General features: G+C 61.1%; 14 protein-coding genes. 8 read left to right on the forward strand and 6 right to left on the reverse strand.

Annotation, left to right across the window (positions count from 1 at the left end; translation table 11 throughout):
• Window positions 1-265 precede the first annotated feature (265 nt).
• The 4 genes from LB519_RS21025 to LB519_RS21040 all read left to right on the forward strand — a co-directional run bounded on the left by LB519_RS21025 (window position 266) and on the right by LB519_RS21040 (window position 4,248).
• Window positions 266-1,492: an ROK family protein gene (locus LB519_RS21025; RefSeq protein WP_024503692.1), complete on the forward strand. Its 1,227-nt coding sequence runs from the start codon at window positions 266-268 to the stop codon at window positions 1,490-1,492.
• Complete coding sequence (locus LB519_RS21030) at window positions 1,492-1,938, forward strand: RbsD/FucU family protein (RefSeq protein WP_224621067.1); 447 nt, start codon at window positions 1,492-1,494, stop codon at window positions 1,936-1,938. Before LB519_RS21025 ends, LB519_RS21030 begins: the two co-directional genes overlap by 1 nt.
• A complete protein-coding gene (locus LB519_RS21035) occupies window positions 1,935-2,858 on the forward strand; it encodes a carbohydrate kinase family protein (protein WP_224621068.1) in 924 nt (307 codons plus the stop codon). Before LB519_RS21030 ends, LB519_RS21035 begins: the two co-directional genes overlap by 4 nt.
• A 247-nt stretch (window positions 2,859-3,105) precedes the next feature.
• A complete protein-coding gene (locus LB519_RS21040; protein WP_224621070.1) occupies window positions 3,106-4,248 on the forward strand; it encodes a DegT/DnrJ/EryC1/StrS family aminotransferase in 1,143 nt (380 codons plus the stop codon).
• A 14-nt stretch (window positions 4,249-4,262) separates the two neighbouring features.
• Here LB519_RS21040 and cysQ read toward each other — a convergent pair whose 3' ends face one another.
• The 3 genes from cysQ to cysD are packed head-to-tail and all read right to left on the reverse strand — an operon-like array spanning window position 4,263 to window position 7,910.
• Window positions 4,263-5,054, reverse strand: coding sequence for a 3'(2'),5'-bisphosphate nucleotidase CysQ (gene cysQ, locus LB519_RS21045; RefSeq protein ID WP_224621114.1), 792 nt, complete (start codon window positions 5,052-5,054; stop codon window positions 4,263-4,265).
• Between the two features lie 10 nt (window positions 5,055-5,064).
• Entirely contained in the window at window positions 5,065-7,002 is a 1,938-nt protein-coding gene (cysN, locus tag LB519_RS21050; protein WP_024503688.1) for a sulfate adenylyltransferase subunit CysN, read from the reverse strand.
• 2 nt (window positions 7,003-7,004) lie between these two features.
• Window positions 7,005-7,910 carry a sulfate adenylyltransferase subunit CysD gene (gene cysD / locus LB519_RS21055; RefSeq protein ID WP_013532711.1) on the reverse strand — a complete coding sequence of 302 codons (906 nt, stop codon included), beginning with the start codon at window positions 7,908-7,910 and terminating at the stop codon, window positions 7,005-7,007.
• Window positions 7,911-8,394: 484 nt separating this feature from the next.
• On the opposite strand from cysD, the gene LB519_RS21060 reads away from it, so the two are divergent.
• Window positions 8,395-9,693, forward strand: a complete 1,299-nt coding sequence (locus LB519_RS21060) for an O-antigen ligase family protein (RefSeq protein ID WP_027164098.1) — start codon at window positions 8,395-8,397, stop codon at window positions 9,691-9,693.
• A complete protein-coding gene (locus LB519_RS21065) occupies window positions 9,690-10,625 on the forward strand; it encodes an NAD-dependent epimerase/dehydratase family protein (protein WP_224621072.1) in 936 nt (311 codons plus the stop codon). The genes LB519_RS21060 and LB519_RS21065 overlap by 4 nt, the downstream gene beginning before the upstream one ends.
• Before the next feature lie 35 nt (window positions 10,626-10,660).
• On the opposite strand, the gene LB519_RS21070 is transcribed toward LB519_RS21065, so the two are convergent.
• The 3 genes from LB519_RS21070 to LB519_RS21080 all read right to left on the reverse strand — a co-directional run bounded on the left by LB519_RS21070 (window position 10,661) and on the right by LB519_RS21080 (window position 14,328).
• Window positions 10,661-11,197, reverse strand: a complete 537-nt coding sequence (locus LB519_RS21070) for a sugar transferase (protein WP_224621074.1) — start codon at window positions 11,195-11,197, stop codon at window positions 10,661-10,663.
• Window positions 11,198-11,319: 122 nt separating this feature from the next.
• Entirely contained in the window at window positions 11,320-12,255 is a 936-nt protein-coding gene (locus tag LB519_RS21075) for a glycosyltransferase family 2 protein (RefSeq protein WP_224621075.1), read from the reverse strand.
• Between the two features lie 87 nt (window positions 12,256-12,342).
• Window positions 12,343-14,328: a nucleoside-diphosphate sugar epimerase/dehydratase gene (locus LB519_RS21080; RefSeq protein WP_224621077.1), complete on the reverse strand. Its 1,986-nt coding sequence runs from the start codon at window positions 14,326-14,328 to the stop codon at window positions 12,343-12,345.
• Between the two features lie 312 nt (window positions 14,329-14,640).
• Here LB519_RS21080 and LB519_RS21085 point away from each other — a divergent pair, with 312 nt between their 5' ends.
• Window positions 14,641-15,528 carry an ABC transporter permease gene (locus LB519_RS21085; protein WP_224621079.1) on the forward strand — a complete coding sequence of 296 codons (888 nt, stop codon included), beginning with the start codon at window positions 14,641-14,643 and terminating at the stop codon, window positions 15,526-15,528.
• A gap of 7 nt (window positions 15,529-15,535) precedes the next feature.
• On the forward strand, window positions 15,536-16,276 hold the full coding sequence (locus LB519_RS21090) for an ABC transporter ATP-binding protein (RefSeq protein WP_224621080.1): 741 nt from the start codon (window positions 15,536-15,538) through the stop codon (window positions 16,274-16,276).
• The last annotated feature ends 155 nt before the right edge of the window (window positions 16,277-16,431 follow it).

Below are 16,431 nucleotides of genomic sequence, written 5' to 3' on the forward strand. Positions count from 1 at the left end.
GCCCCAGAGCCGCGGCGGCAAACACGGTCGATTTCAACAATTTTGTATTGGTCACGATTTTCCTCCCAGTGGAACCATTCCGATGCCGGCCAACCGGCACCTGCAGCGCATCCAACGAAATTCTCCCAGCGTGGACGCTGCCTTAACAGACACCAGGCCGAAGCCCCTGTCAATAATTAAATCACTCTTATTTATTATTGACAGCATTGCTTCGTTCACCCATTCTGGCCCAAAAGCATTGAGGGGAAACGACGGGAGGAACAGGGTGGAAACGGCCATTGCGAGGCACGGTTCGCCCGAGGTGAATGACAGTCTCATTCACCGCGGCACCAACCAGAGCGGCATGCGCGACCACAATGAGCGGTTGGTGCTGTCGCTGGTGCGTCAACACGGCAGCCTGGCAAAATCCGACATCGCCCGCATGACCGGACTTTCGGCGCAGACGGTTTCCGTCATCATGCGCGAGCTGGAGGAAGAAAGCCTCCTGCTGCGTCAGGCGCCGTTGCGCGGCAAGATCGGCCAGCCTTCCATCCCGATGGCGCTCAATCCCGAAGGCGCTTTCTTCATCGGCCTGAAGATCGGCCGCCGCAGCGCTGAACTGGTGTTGATCGACTTCCTTGGCAATGTCCGTTCGATGCTACAGCATTCCTATCGCTACCCGGCGCCGCGCGAGACGGTGGACTTCGTCAGCAACGGCATGCGGCAGATGCGCGGCGAGCTCACGCCCGCGCAAGACAAGCGCATCGCCGGGCTGGGCATCGCCATGCCGTTCGAATTGTGGAACTGGGCCGATACCGCCGGCGCCCCGCGCGACGTGATGGACGAATGGCGTCACCGCGACATCAGGGCAGACATCCAGGCGCAATGCGATTTTCCGGTCTATTTGCAGAACGACGCCACGTCGGCCTGCGGCGCCGAACTCGTCTTCGGGCAGGCGGGCGCTGCGCGTGACTTCGTCTATTTCTATATCGGCGCCTTCGCCGGTGGCGGCATTGTGCTGAACGGCCGGCTTTTCGGCGGCCCGACCGGCAATGCCGGAGCGCTCGGCTCCATGCCCGTGCCCGGGCCGGACGGCAAGCCGACCCAACTGATCGATGTCGCTTCCATCGCCATGCTCGAAAAGGCGCTCAATGCGCGCGGCATCGAGGCCTCGCATCTGTGGACCTCGCCGGAAGACTGGGGCGAGATCGGACCCGAACTCGACGGCTGGATCGCCAGCGCCTCAAGGGCGCTCGCTTACGCCATCGTCGCCGCATCCTCGATCATCGATTTCGAAGCGGCGGTGATCGACGGCTGGATGCCGAAGGCGGTGCGCCGCCAGCTGGTCGACGCCATCATTGCGGCAATCGCCACGATCGACGGCGAAGGCTTGAAGCTGCCCGCCATTCGCGAGGGAACCGTCGGTATCCATGCCCGGGCGCTCGGCGGCGCCAGCCTGCCGCTTTCCGAACGCTTCCTGATCGGCTCGACGACGATTTCCAGGAGCGCCTGATGCTGATCGGAATTCCGGCGCTGCTCGGTCCGGAGCTTCTGGCGATCCTGCGCGGCATGGGCCATGGCGACGAAATCGCCCTTGTCGACGGAAACTATCCGGCGGAACAGCAGGCAACCCGGTTGGTACGCGCCGATGGCCACCCTCTTATCCCGGTACTCGACGCGATATTGAGTATCCTGCCTGTCGATGACGCCGTGCCGGAGGCGCTGTTTCGCGCCTCGGTCCGAGGCGATCCCTCGCTTGCCGATCCTGTCCATCATGAGATCGAAGCGATCTGCGCCAAACGGGTACCAGGCCGCAAGGTGGTTGCGCTGGCCGGCGCCGACTTCTATGCACGGGTCAAATCGGCGCATGCCATCGTCGCGACAAGCGAGCCGCGGCTCTACGCCAACATCATCATACGCAAGGGCGTGATCTATCCGCCGGAGACCAAGAAGCCATGATCCTCTGCTGCGGCGAAGCCCTGATCGACATGCTGCCGCGCACGACGACAGCGGGCGAGCCGGCCTTTGCGCCTTATGTCGGCGGCGCCGTGTTCAACACGGCAATCGCACTTGGCCGGCTCGGCGCGCCGGCCGGCTTCTTTTCCGGCCTGTCGTCGGATCTGTTCGGCGGCCAATTCCGGGATGCGCTTGGGGCGAGCAAGGTCAGTTCCACTTATGCACACACCTCGCCACGGCCAACCACGCTGGCCTTCGTCAAGCTCACCAACGGCCAGGCGACGTACACTTTCTATGACGAGAACACCGCCGGACGCATGCTGACGATCGACGATTTGCCGCAGCTCGGCAACGAGATCGAAGCCATGCTGTTCGGCGCCATCAGCCTGATTTCCGAGCCCGCCGGCAGTGCCTATGAAGAGTTCATGCGGCGCGAGCATGAAAGCCGCGTCATGATGCTCGACCCCAACATCCGGCCGAACTTCATCCCGGACAAGGCCAAGCACCTCAAGCGCATTCGCACCATGATGGCGATGGCCGACATCGTGAAACTGTCGGACGAAGACCTGAACTGGTTCGGCGAAGCCGGCTCGCATGAGGATGTCATCCGCAATTGGCTGGACCGCGGCCCGAAGCTGATCGTCGTCACCCATGGCGGCGAAGGCGCGATCGGCTACAGCAAGGAGCACGCCGTCACGGTGATGCCCGAAAGGGTCGAGGTGGTCGACACGGTCGGCGCCGGCGACACGTTCAACGCCGGCATCCTCGCCTCGCTGCATGAGCAAGGCCTGCTGACGAAGGCGGCGATTTCCGGACTGTCGGAAGACGCCATCCATAAGGCGCTGGCGCTCGGCGCGAAGGCGGCGGCAGTGACCGTGTCGCGGGCCGGCGCCAATCCACCCTGGCGACATGAAATCGCCTGAGCAACGCTCAACATAAGTTGAGCCCAATCGATCACTTTATGTTTCGCAGGGGCTCTTTCCAAGGCTATAAGGGCGGGATGGCGCCCGACGAAGCCCGGATTTCCGGCATCTGACTGACATTCGCCGGGAAAACTGGTAACGGACTGCGACACTTCCGCAATTTAGGGCTCCGCCTGCCCGGCTTTCTCGGCAAGCGCAACTCTGGTACCAGCGGCCGATTATCTGGCTAACCCATTTTGAGGCCGACATGCAGTTCATCGATCTAGGCGCGCAGCGCGAACGAATCCGCGACCGGCTGAAGGCCGCGATCGACTGTGTCGTCGACGAGGGCCGCTATATTCTTGGCCCGCAAGTCACCGAATTCGAGAACAAGCTTGCCGCCTATATCGGCACCAAGCATGTCGTGGCCTGCGCCAACGGCACCGACGCGCTGCTGTTGCCGCTGTTTGCAGCCGGCGTCGGCCCGGGTGACGCGGTGTTCGTGCCGAGCTTCACGTTCGCCGCCACCGCCGAAGTGGTGGCGCTGGCCAAGGCCGAGCCGGTGTTCGTCGATGTCGACCCGCACAGCTACAACATCGACATCGCCAGCCTCGAAGCGGCCATTGCCATGATCAAGAAGGAAGGAAGGCTGAAGCCGAAGGCAATCATTCCCGTCGATCTGTTTGGCCTTGCCGCCGATTACGAGGCGATCATGGCGATCGCCAACCGCGAAGGCCTGATGGTGATCGAGGATGCCGCCCAGTCGATGGGCGGTTCGCTCGACGGCAAGATGTGCGGCTCCTTCGGTGCGGTCGGCTCGACCAGCTTCTATCCGGCAAAACCGCTTGGCTGCTACGGCGACGGCGGCGCGATGTTCACCAATGACGATGCGCTGGCCGAACAGCTTCGCTCGTTCGCCTTTCATGGCAAGGGCGAGACGCAGTACGACAATGTCCGCGTCGGCATCAATTCGCGGCTCGACACGATACAGGCGGCGATCCTCATCGAGAAGCTGGCCATTCTCGAAGACGAGATGGTCGCCCGGCAGGTCGTGGCAAAGCGCTATGCCGATGGGCTTGGCGACGTCGTTACCGCCGCCCGCAATCTGGACGGCAGCCGTTCGGCCTGGGCGCAATACGCTATCGAGACGCCGAAGCGCGACGGGCTGAGGGCGCATCTCGGCGAAAAGGGCATTCCGTCTGTCATCTACTATGTGAAGCCGCTGCATGCCCAGGTCGCTTATGGCGACTATCCGCGCACGCCGACCGGCCTTGCCGTTTCGGAAGACCTGCCGAAGCGGATCCTGTGCCTGCCGATGCACCCTTATCTCAGCGAAGCCGACCAGGACCGCATCATCGAGACGATCCGCAACTATATAGGCTCGAATTCGGCGCAGGAAGCGGCCGAGTAAGCTACCGGGCCTTCTCAGGCGGGGCTGACCCCTGCCCCGCCGCTGGCAATGAAATGCGGATTGGCGAAATCCTCGTCGTCGCTTTGCCGGCGCTTCCCATAGACCAGAGGCTGGCCATCGAGCGTGCGCGTCATGCCACCGGCGGCGCGCAGGATGGCGTCGCCTGCCGCCGTGTCCCATTCCATGGTGCGGCCGAAGCGCGGATAGACATCAGCCTCGGCACTGGCGAGAAGGCAGAATTTCAAGGAGGAACCGACCGAGACGATTTCGGCGGCACCAAGGTCGCGAATATAGGCCTCGGTTTCCGGCGTGTTGTGGGAACGGCTGGCGACGACGGCCAGAGGCGCCACGGCCGTTCTCACCGAGATCGGCTGTCGGCCGACGATCTGGTAGCCGCCATCGATTTCGAGAGATTCCGCCCTTCCCGGCAGGCCGGAAAAGAAGCGGCCCGTGCAGGGCGCAAAGACGACGCCGACCTCCGGCACGCCATCGCGAACCAGCGCTATGTTGACGGTGAAATCGGTGCGGCGGTTGACGAATTCCTTGGTGCCGTCGAGCGGATCGATCAGGAAGAAAGCCCCATTTAGGTCGGGCGGCACGATACCGGCGGAAGCTTCTTCCTCGGCCACGCAGGGGATATCGGGAAATGCGGCACGCAGTCCGGCGAGAATGATCTTTTCGCTCTCGCGGTCCGCCTCGGTGACCGGCGAGGCGTCGGACTTGCGGTCAACCGCACAGCCGGCGTGGAACACGCGCATCACCTCGCGCCCGGCCGACAAGGCCAGGCGCTCGAAGATTTCAAGCATCAGCCTGTCGTCAGATGCCGCCGCCGCTATCGTATTGGTCTTCGGCAATGTCGCGCTCGTTCAGCCAGTGTTCCAGGGCGTCGACCATCTCTTCGGCCGATTTGCCGAGTGTCTGCAGATGGATCTCCGGGGTTTCCGGCGCTTCATAAGGGGAATCGACGCCGGTGAAATTCTTGATCTCGCCATTCAGCGCGCGCGCATAGAGGCCCTTCGGATCACGCCTGGCGCATTCCTCGAAGGGCGTATCGACGAACACCTCGACGAATTCTCCGTCGGCCATCAATTCACGTGCCATGCGCCGCTCGGCGCTGAACGGCGAAATGAACGAAACAATGACGATCAACCCGGCATCGGCCATCAAACGCGCCACCTCGGCGACGCGGCGGATGTTCTCGACGCGATCGGCATCGGTAAAGCCAAGATCGCGATTGAGACCGTGACGGACGTTGTCGCCGTCGAGGATATAGGTATGACGGCCGGTGGCGAACAGCTTCTTTTCGAACAGGTTGGCGATGGTCGACTTGCCGGATCCCGACAGCCCGGTGAACCAGAACACGGCGGGCCGCTGGTTTTTCATGTCGGCGCGCACACGCTTGCCGACATCGAGCGACTGCCAATGGATGTTTTCGGCGCGGCGCAGCGAGTGCAGGATCATGCCGGCGCCGACCGTGGCGTTGGAGATGCGGTCGATCAGGATGAAGGCGCCGGTTGTGCGGTTTTCGGCGAAGGGATCAAAGGCGATCGGCGTCCGCGTCGAGATGTTGCAGATGCCGACTTCGTTCATTTCGAGCGACTTGGCCGCTTCATGGGCAAAGTCGTTGACGTTGATCCGGTATTTCAGATCGGTGACGGTGGCGCTGGTCTGGTCGGTCTCGGTGCGCAGGATGTAGGAGCGGCCCGGCAGCAGCGCATGCTCGTCGAACCAGACGATGTTGGCGGCGAACTGGTCGGCGACCTGCGGCCGTGCGGCAGGCGAAACCAGCATGTTGCCGCGCGAGATTTCGACTTCGTCGTCGAGGACGAGCGTGACGGCCTGTCCGGCAGCCGCCTGGGCGAGATCGCCGCCATACGAGACGATCCGCTTGACGCGCGAGGATTTGCCCGACTTGGCGACAACGACCTCGTCGCCGGGCGCAACCGAGCCGGAAGCGACCGTGCCGGCAAAGCCGCGAAAGTCGAGATTGGGACGATTGACATACTGGACCGGGAAACGGAACGGCAGTTCGACCATCGCTTGGTCGACCGACACGGTTTCGAGATGCTCGATCAGCGTTGGGCCGGAATACCATTCCATGCTTTCCGACCGACGGCTGACATTATCGCCATAACGGGCCGACATCGGGATCGGCACAATGGTCTGGAAGCCGAGATCGCGCGAGAATTGCCCGTAGTCTTCGACGATCCGGTCGAAAACCGTCTGATCGAAATCGACAAGATCGATCTTGTTGACGGCCAGCACGACGTGGCGGATGCCGAGCAGCGAGGCGATGATCGAATGCCGCCTGGTCTGTCGAAGCACACCCTGCCGGGCATCGATCAGCACGATCGCCAGGTCGGCGGTCGAGGCGCCGGTGGCCATGTTGCGGGTGTATTGCTCGTGGCCAGGTGTGTCGGCGACGATGAATTTGCGCTTCGGCGTGGCAAAGAAACGGTAGGCGACGTCGATGGTGATGCCTTGCTCACGCTCGGCCTCGAGGCCGTCGACCAGCAGCGCGAAATCGATGTCGTCGCCCGTCGTGCCATGCTTGCGCGAATCGCGTTCGAGCGCGGCGAGCTGGTCCTCGAAAATCTGCTTGGTGTCGGACAGCAGGCGCCCGATCAGCGTCGACTTGCCGTCATCGACCGAGCCGCAGGTCAGGAAGCGCAGCAGCGACTTCTTCTCCTGCGCCGCCAGATAGTCGCGAACGCCGTCGGTGGGGGCGAGGCTCTTTGCCATGATGTGGCGCATGGTCAAAAGTACCCCTCGCGCTTCTTCTTTTCCATCGAGCCGGCTTCATCGCGGTCGATCAGGCGACCCTGCCGTTCGGATGTCCGTGCCGTCAGCATTTCGCCGACGATGGCTTCCAGCGTGTCGGCCTCCGATTCGATGGCGCCAGTCAGCGGATAGCAGCCAAGCGTGCGGAACCGCACGAGCCGGTTCTCCACTGTCTCGTCGGGGCGGAGTTTCATGCGCTCGTCGTCCCGCAAGATCAGCATGCCGTCGCGTTCCACCACCGGCCGTTCCTTGGCGAAATAGAGCGGCACGATCGGGATACTTTCCTGCAGGATGTACTGCCAGATATCCAGCTCGGTCCAGTTCGACAGCGGAAAGACGCGGATCGATTCACCCGATGCGATGCGGGTGTTGAATATCTTCCACATTTCGGGGCGCTGGTTCTTCGGATCCCACACATGCTGGGCATTGCGGAAGGAAAAGATGCGCTCCTTGGCGCGCGATTTCTCCTCGTCGCGACGTGCGCCGCCAAAGGCCGCGTCGAAGCCGTATTTGTCGAGCGCCTGGCGCAGCGCCACGGTCTTCATGACATGGGTGTGGGTGTTCGAACCATGGTCGAACGGATTGATGTTGTCGCGCACGCCGTCTTCGTTGACATGAACCAGGAGATCGAAGCCGAGTTTCTGCGCCATCTGATCGCGAAAGGCGATCATCTCGCGGAACTTCCACGTCGTGTCGACGTGAAGAAAGGGAAATGGCGGCTTGGCGGGATAAAACGCCTTCATCGCCAGATGCATCAACACGGATGAATCCTTGCCGACCGAATAGAGCATGACCGGCTTGGCAAAGGCGGCCGCAACCTCGCGGAATATATGGATGGACTCGGCCTCAAGCCGCTGAAGATGCGTAAGCGCTGTTGTCATGGACCGTGGGCGTTCTTTCGTATTTCCAACAGAAGACCTTGCCTCAAATCATCGAGCTTTTGCGCCCGGTTCGAGCCTTGTTTCTGGACAATCTTCCTCGTGCCGGCGTTCTAGCAGATCGCCGTTGTCAAGAACAATGCAAGACTGGCCCGGCCGCACATGGTTCGAGAATGAATTTTCCACGGATACCATCAAACCCGGAAATTCCTGCCCGCAAGCTCAACAACCGAGAAAACGCGGGGAAAATATTGCTTGAATGACCGGCTACGGCTTTCAAGCGACTTCCCTTGGCCGACCGTCGCCTGCCGCCGATTTTCGGTGGCAATCCACCAGATACACTATCGAAAACGGGGGGCGGCCGCTATACCAGCTTCGGCAGCGGGCAAGCGCTTTATGAGGCCTGGGCAATTTCGAGGCGAGCGCATTCAACTTCGCTAAACAAGATCCGCCGCATGAAACTTGCCGAAAACAGCGAGCCCGAAAATTGAGCCGGCTTTCATCCCTCACACAGCAATTCTCGCCTTCGCGGATCAACAACTACTTCTCCATCCTTTGCTTCTTTTTTCCACCGGTTCTGGGGTCGGTGGTCAGCTTTGTGTTCAATGGCGGAGGCCTTTCGTCCGCGCTGCTGATTGCTTTAGGGAAAAGGCGCTTCAACGCCGACCGGCCCATGATCTGGATGACGGTCGCGATCTATGCCTACTGCGCCGCCAATCTCCTGGCGTCCATCGTCAACAACTCGTTTGTCCGGGATGCGCCGCATCTTATCCCGCTCGTCACCTTCCTGTTTTTTCCCGTGTCCTATTCGACCTGGAGCAACACGCAGAAAACCACGCTTGCCCGCATCGTCGTGCTTTCCAGCATGGCCGCCTGCTTTGTCGCGCTGCTCATGGCCGTCATTCAGCAATATTGGATTGGCGTCAGGGCGGAGGGGGGAGCCGGAAATCCGATCGTCTTCGCAACCGTCGTCTGCCTTGCCGTGGTGACGTGTGTGGCTGGCGCCTTGTCCAGTATTGAGCAAGCCCGGACACCCCTCTTCTACGCGATACTGGCCGGGACGATCGCCGTCATCTATTCCGGCTCGCGTACCATCTGGCTGGCACTGCTGATCGCCGGCATAGCCGTCATGTTGATCAACCGGCACAGGCTCAGGGGCAGGAATGCCGTTCGCCTGCTGCTGCTGCTGGCGGCAGTCGGAGTCGTGATCGCCGCTTCCAGCTTCCAGGCGATATCCGGGCGAGTCGACTTTTTGCGCTCCGATTGGGGTGCGCTTGGAGCTAGCGGCAACTACGACACCTCGTTGGGAATACGTGTTGCGCTTTGGGAGATCGGCCTCAAAGCATTCCATGACATGCCACTGTTCGGGCACGGTGTGGGTGCAACCCAGCTTCTGATCAAACAGGGCTTTCATGAGCAGTTCGCGATGGACACAGGCTTCAACCATTTCCACAACGGCTTCCTGACCGCCTTGGTGCAAGCAGGAATTCTGGGCGCCGTGACGCTGGCAGCGATCTTTATCGTTGCTGCTGGAAATGCCGCCCGGGTCTTGCGAAACAGCAGCGATCCGAACGAGCGGTTCGGCGCCACCATGATTATCGTCGTGGTGATCACCTATCTGACGGCCGGAATGACAGGCATCCTGGTCGGCCATGACATTCTGGACTCGGTGCTGATGGTCTTCCTGGTGAGCGGAACATATCTCGCCTCCGGACGCCATGTTCCTTTGCTGGACGAACCGGCACTTGCACCAGTCACGCAAGACCTGTCTCGGGCAAGGCCATGAAGGTTCTGGTCACGGGCGCGACAGGTTTCATCGGGCGTCTTGTCGTGCGCCACTTACGCGAAGCCGGTGCCGAGCTTCGCCTCGCCTCCCGCCATCCCGAGAGGCTTGGTTCGGAGAACGAGACTGTGCCGATGCCCGGCTTCGATGCGCCGGCCGCCGCCTTTCTGGAACTGACCCGGCATATGACTGACGTCGTCCATTGCGCTGGCCTCAACAATGATCGGGGAAATGCAACCGAAGCCGATTACCAGGCGGCCAATGTGGAACTGAGCGCAAGGCTGGCGCATGCAGCGGTGGCCCAGATAAGCGGACGTTTCATTCATCTCTCCTCGATCCGGGCGGTGATCGGCGCGCACGTCAGCGCAACGATCGACGAGGACACGCTTCCTGCCCCACAATGCGCCTATGGACGCTCGAAGCGCGAAAGCGAGATCACGGTTTTGGACGCCTATGCGTCGCATGGCCGCTCCGACGCCGCCGTGTTGCGCCTGCCTCCGGTCTATGGAAGCGGCATGAGGGGAAATCTGGCAACGCTGATGCGCCTTGCCGATACGCCGCTGCCGCTGCCGACGGGTGCCTTGACCGGAATCCGTTCGCTGATGTCTTCCGAGGCCGCGGTGCGAGCAGTGTCGCACCTGCTCAGCCATTCCGGGCCGCTTCGCCCGATCTATGTCGGCGCCGATGTGCCGCCGGTCGCCGTCGACGCCGTCATCACCGCCTTTCGCAGAGGTTTGGGGCGGCCTGTGCGCCTGATGGCGGTGCCGGCCGGGCTGATACGGCCGGTGGTGGCCGCACTCGGCAGGCGGGCGTTCTGGGACAGCCTGACCGCCACACAGATATGCGACCCCGCCCTGCTGGTATCGCAGGGGTGGACGCCCGAAGCCGGCACGCTTGAGCGGCTGGCCGAGCTGGCGCGGCTCAGCAGATCCTGACTTTCTTGCTTGACCATGATCTTTTCATGGTCTGCTCAGCGGTAGAGCGTTCCAAACAGGATCCGAAGATCGAGCCAGAACGACGCGGTGCGGAGGTAGGCAGCATCCGTTTGCGCCAAGAGTTCCGGGTTAGACATGTCGATGCCCCTGATCTGGGCCAGGCCGGTTATGCCCGGCAGCGCCGCCAAAACCCCCAGCCGCCTGCGACACTCGATCAATTCCGTCTGGGTCGGCAGGCAGGGCCGCGGCCCGACCAGGCTCATTTCGCCCTTCAAGACGTTCCAGAATTGCGGCAGCTCATCCAGCTTGAACTTCCGCAAGACCTTTCCAACCGATGTCACGGAATCCGCCGGCGCCTCATGCGAGGGTAGCGACGGCGTCCCGAGATACATCGTGCGCAACTTGTGGCAGCGGAAAAGCCGACCGTCACGGCCGACCCGCACCTGTGAAAAAATAGCCGGGCCCGGCGACGATGCCCGAACGGCAAGGACGGTGAGCGCCAAGACAGGAGATGTCGCCACCAGCAGCAGAGCCGCACCGGCAAGATCGAAGATTTGCTTGGCTGCCTTCATGAACGGCCGATAGTGCTCCCTGCCGAAGTCCCGAGGCAATGCCGCAGGCCAATGCCGTCAATCCGGTCGACGTAGCATGAGCCGATCTCTTGACCAAGCGCGCCACGCAACCGTCGCAATGTTCAGATGCGCCCCAGGACGAAGGCGAGATAGAGCCCCAGGTTTCCGGAAACGGTCTGCCGATAGACGCCGCTTCGGCGCAAGCCTGCCAAGCGGCGGAAAAGGCCGCCGTCGCGCCCGCGGGTGAAAAGGTCGAGGCACGCCGCCGCGTCCTCGGTCAGGAGGTCGCGATTGACGGCGAGGCCATCCAGGTTGAGGTCCGTCCAGCCGGCGAATTCCCCCTTGAACAGGCGGCCAAGCCGGGACACCCTTGCTTTCCAGGATACGTTGGCGCCGACCAGGTTTGCCGCATGCTGCCGGTAGCGCACCAGCGGCCGCGGATCGTAGCGGACGATGCCACCGGCAGCGGTCACGATGAGATAGGCCCACCAGTCGTGGCTGACGAACCCGGTCCGCATGCAGGCCCTGGCCAGCAGGTCGCGTGCCGCTGCGTTGAGCAGGATGGTGTTGCCGCCGGCGATGCTTTGCACAAGCGCGTTGCGAAAGGTTGGCGGCCGGGCAAACAAAGGCGAATGGCCGACAAGGCTTCCCGTTTCCGTCATGGTCGCGGTTCGCGAACAAAACATCAGCGGGATTTTCGCATCCCGGGTCCGCATCCAGTCGATAGCGCTCTCCAGCCTGTCGGGCTCCCAGATATCATCCTGGTCGCAGAAGGCATAGCAGTCCGCCTCGATGCGTCGATCGACGATCATGGAGCGGAAATTGGCGGCGAAGCCTTGCCGCGGCCCCTCGACGAGCGTCATTCGACCCTTGGGCCGCCAGCGGGATTTCCATGCCTCGATGATGGCGGTCGTGCCATCGACGGAGCCATCGTCGGATATCCACAGGTCGACCAGAGGGTGCGACTGCTCGAGCAGGGACTGCAGCTGCTCCTCGATGAAGGCGGCGCCGTCTTTCGTGCCCATCAGGACCGCGATGCGCAGATCATCTTTGCTCACGAGCAAGATCGCTTTCTGATTCTGATTGGATCTATCTCTTTGATTTGGCGCAATTCCCAAGCGCCGTGCGCTTTTCCCGGAATTGTTCTAGGTCGCCTGCCCGGCCGTCTTCGGAATCGCGTCTTGACGTGCACTTGCCCTGGCCTTCTTGGCGCGGTCGAGACCTGCCAATGCGGCGAGCGCGGCAGCCTTGTCCTGGTTTTTCGCCGACTGCTGCAGCGCCGTGAGCGCGACCTGGACATCCGACCATTCCACGACGTCCGTGCTGAGGCCGAAAATCTTCGAGATGCCGAGTTCGACGAGTTCCTCGTCTTCGCCATGCAGCGTTTCGTGGAGTTTTTCACCCGGCCTTATGCCGGTGAACCGGATCGCGACGTCCTTGTATGGGCTCTTTCCGGACAAGCGGATCATCGTTTCGGCCACTTCAAGGATCGGCACCGGCTTGCCCATGTCGAGCATATAGACGGCATAATCGTCTCCGCTCTGCCGCGACGCGGCATCGGCCGCCGACATGATGACGAGATCGACGGCTTCGGCCACGGTCATGAAATAGCGCGTCATGCGCCGGTCGGTGATGGTGACGGGCCCTCCGGCCTCGATCTGCGCCTGGAATATGGTCGCCACCGAACCATTGCTGCCGAAGACGTTGCCGAACCGCACTGCAATGAACTTGGTGGCCGGGCGACGCCCGCTTGTCTCGCCTGCCGGCGTGCCATGCAAGGCGCTGATGATCTGTTCGGCGGCCCGCTTCGTCATGCCGAGCACTGACGAGGGATCCACCGCCTTGTCGCTCGATATCAGGACAAATTGCGCAACCCCGCACTTGGCGGCGACCTCGGCACAGACGAGCGTTCCGAAGATATTGGTCTGGATGGCCGAATCCCAGTTTTCCTCGAGCAGCGGAACATGCTTGAGGGCCGCGGCATGAAAGATGATGTCCGGCCGGAATTCCGTGACGACACGCGTTATCTGGCGCCGGTCCGCGACATCGACGATGCGGACCTTGAGGCGGTCGTGGTCCTTCTCGTCAACATACTGGCTCAGCTGGAAAATGCCGAACTCGGAGTTGTCGGCGACCAACACCGCCTCGGCTCCGAGTTCCAGCGACCGCCTGACCAGCGTCTGGCCGATAGAACCGGCACCGCCGGTCACCAGAACGCGTTTGCCGCCGACAAAGGCGCCGATGCGCTGGATATCGGACGCGACCGTCGGCCGGCGCAGGATCGTTTCCATCTCGACGGTGTCGAGAACCAGCTTTCCGTGCTGTTCCAACTCCGAAAGGCCTGAGAACTGCACCACATTTATGTCGCCGTGCCGGGCAATGCGCACAAGTTCCGAATAGTCCTCGATTTCGTGCTCGGCGCCGCTGCCGAAAATCAGCAAGTCCAGGCTTTTGGTGCCGGTCGCATAGTCTTCCAGGACATCGATCAGGCGCGGCATGGTCGCCACCACGGGAACACCTTGAATCCGCGTGCCCAACGGTGCGCCGCGCTCGGTGGCCATGATGCCTGCGATGGAATAGTCCGCCGGTTGCGCCGTGCGGGTGAAGCGAATGATCAGGTCGGCCTCGCCGAGCCGGCCGACGAACAGAGCGCGCTTGGCCTGCTGGTCGGTCTTGCGGTTCAGAATCCCCCAGCTCGCGCCGTCACGCAGGAAGCGGTAGAACAGCCGGGGTGCCGATATGATGGTGAAGGAGACGAGGAAGAAGACGATGAACTGACGCTCGTTGAGCCCCGCCACCGGCCGGTAAAAACGCAGCAGCAGCGACGCCATGTAAAGAGTGAACGTCAAAATCGCGCAGCTCTTCAGGATGTTGAAAAAGTCCGGCGTCGAGGCGAAGCGCCACACGGTGGTGTAGAGGCCACTGTAGCGGAACAGCAGATGGCTGATGACGACGATGCCCGCCCATGTCGCCAGACCCTCGTTGGAGAACGCTTCGAACGAAAGATTCGACCGCGAAAGAATAAGGCTGAGTGCCACGGCGACCAGGACCATGACCACGTCCTGGACCATGATGAAGGCGCGCCGCATCTGTGGCCTGAGCCCGAACACAGCTTCAAGGTGGGAATTCATTGGACGGCACTAGACTCCAGGCTCAAGGGCATCGACACCAGCGAAGTGCGAACACGAAGATACTCGCGACCAATCCACCTTAAGTGCCATCCCCGGCCCCCGCCGTGGTGTATCGCATACTGCGGGGCGGAGGGCATAGCTAGATGTTTTTTCGGGAAGAGGCGTCCAGTGGAGAACATGGATCATGCTCCGGTGATTGCCGCAAAGGAAACATGATCCATCGCTAATAAGTAAATCACAGCGTTAGCATATGTTCAGTTTTGCCGCAGTTGACTCTGCTCCTCACCGCGTTACGACGCAATGCGTTGCCATATGCCCATCGAAATGGCTATTAGAGACGGGCTTGGTGGTTCGCTATGGCCAGCGAAGAATAAGGCGCCAGAACAACGGATTGCGATACTCCCAGCTATGATTGCGGCACTAAACGGCGCTTTTGACGACATCTCAAAGGCAATGAGATTACACCGGGTCTGGATCGCGCTTGCCCACGAGGACATTGGCGACCAGCACAGACGAACGACGCTCGGCCCGCTTTGGATGCTGGTCAATTATCTGGCATTCATCGGCACTTTCATCTTCGTTTTCAAGACCAAAGACACGGATTCGGCCGGATACACGGCCTATGCTTCGATCGGCCTGGTTGTCTGGTTCTACCTCATGGAGATGATCAGCCTGAGCGTGCCCCTGTTCTCCCGCGAAGCCAGTTTCATTCAAGGCACGAGGCTGCCACTCTTCGTGTATGTGATGCGGCTGACCGTGCAATGTATCATCCGAGCGAGCTATTCAGTGGCGGGTTGCATCGTCATCCTGCTGCTGAGCGGCTTGGGAATCAGCGCTGAGTGGCTTTTGTCGATCCCGGGGTTGTTGCTGATTGTGCTCGCGACCCCTGCAATCGTAACGGTTTTCGCATTCCTGGGCGCATTCTTTCCCGATGCTCAGTTCATCGTCGGCAACATCATGCGAGTCGGCACGTTTCTTACGCCAGTCTTCTGGGCCTATCACGGGCAAGGCGGTATACAGAACTATGCCTATCATTGGAATCCGTTCACATATTTTCTGGAAGTGGTGCGCGCGCCAATCGCGAGCGGCGAATTCCCAATGCATCCCTTTATAGTGACAGCCTACATCTCCTTGGCTTTCTGGGCGGTTGCGTTGCTGCTCCTGGGCGGATATCGCAAGCGCGTCGTTTTCGTGATCTGAGCTCAAGATGATTTCTATCAAGCTGGACAATGTCAGCCTCGCCTATCGCCTCTACGAAAAGTTGACGCTGACGGCGCCTGACCGGCGCCTGGGTGGTCTTGGGGGCAAAATCGGACGCTCCGGCGGCAAGCAGGTCGTGCAGGCGCTGGAAGATGTCAGCTTTGAACTCAAAGCAGGCGACCGTTTGGGCTTGGTCGGTCCAAACGGGGCCGGCAAGACGACACTGCTCAAGGTGCTGTACGGCATCTATCAGCCATCGGCCGGTACAGTAGCCATTGAAGGCAAAGTCGATGCCTTGTTCAACATCAACATAGGATTTCGCCCCGAAGCGACGGGGCGGCGGAACATTGTTCTGAGGGGTTTGATCAGCGGGTGGACAGAGGCCGAGATCCAAGAAAAAATGCCGGAGATCATCGCCTTCAGCGAACTTGGCGACTTTATCGATGTCCCCTTCAAAACCTATAGCCAGGGTATGGCCGCGCGACTTGCTTTCTCAGCGGCGACAGCGCTCGACCCCGAAATTCTGCTAATGGACGAGTGGATCGGCGCCGGCGACGCCCAATTTCAGGAAAAAGCCAAGCGACGCATGGATGAACTGGCCGAGAAGGCGGGCATCATCGTCTTGGCGACTCACAACGAAAGCCTGCTCGAAAGCGTCTGCACCAAGAGGATGACGCTTAAGAACGGAAGGGTGGAAGCCTTCACGACGAAACCTGCAAAGAGGGCTGAAACGCGAGCTAAGTCTTAAAGGTACTCTTCCCGGGTACTATGTGCTCGCAGTTCAGATTTCTAATTCGTCGCACCTGCTGTAGTTGAGCATGCCAACGTTGCGCCCTGCGCACGTTCCTAGAATGAATTGTGCTCGAGCCGTTGAGTTACCGATGACGAGACAAGAATCTATTC

It is taken from the genome of Mesorhizobium sp. AD1-1, from assembly GCF_020164655.1.
Taxonomy (GTDB): Bacteria; Pseudomonadota; Alphaproteobacteria; order Rhizobiales; family Rhizobiaceae; genus Mesorhizobium; species Mesorhizobium ciceri.

Coding starts and splice junctions, on each gene's coding strand:
- LB519_RS21090 (WP_224621080.1), top strand. CDS start 15,536: ATGATTTCTATCAAGCTGGACAATGTCAGCCTCGCCTATCGCCTCTAC.
- LB519_RS21080 (WP_224621077.1), bottom strand. CDS start 14,328: ATGAATTCCCACCTTGAAGCTGTGTTCGGGCTCAGGCCACAGATGCGG.
- LB519_RS21030 (WP_224621067.1), top strand. CDS start 1,492: ATGCTGATCGGAATTCCGGCGCTGCTCGGTCCGGAGCTTCTGGCGATC.
- LB519_RS21035 (WP_224621068.1), top strand. CDS start 1,935: ATGATCCTCTGCTGCGGCGAAGCCCTGATCGACATGCTGCCGCGCACG.
- LB519_RS21070 (WP_224621074.1), bottom strand. CDS start 11,197: ATGAAGGCAGCCAAGCAAATCTTCGATCTTGCCGGTGCGGCTCTGCTG.
- cysN (WP_024503688.1), bottom strand. CDS start 7,002: ATGCGCCACATCATGGCAAAGAGCCTCGCCCCCACCGACGGCGTTCGC.
- LB519_RS21040 (WP_224621070.1), top strand. CDS start 3,106: ATGCAGTTCATCGATCTAGGCGCGCAGCGCGAACGAATCCGCGACCGG.
- LB519_RS21085 (WP_224621079.1), top strand. CDS start 14,641: ATGCCCATCGAAATGGCTATTAGAGACGGGCTTGGTGGTTCGCTATGG.
- cysQ (WP_224621114.1), bottom strand. CDS start 5,054: ATGCTTGAAATCTTCGAGCGCCTGGCCTTGTCGGCCGGGCGCGAGGTG.
- LB519_RS21065 (WP_224621072.1), top strand. CDS start 9,690: ATGAAGGTTCTGGTCACGGGCGCGACAGGTTTCATCGGGCGTCTTGTC.
- cysD (WP_013532711.1), bottom strand. CDS start 7,910: ATGACAACAGCGCTTACGCATCTTCAGCGGCTTGAGGCCGAGTCCATC.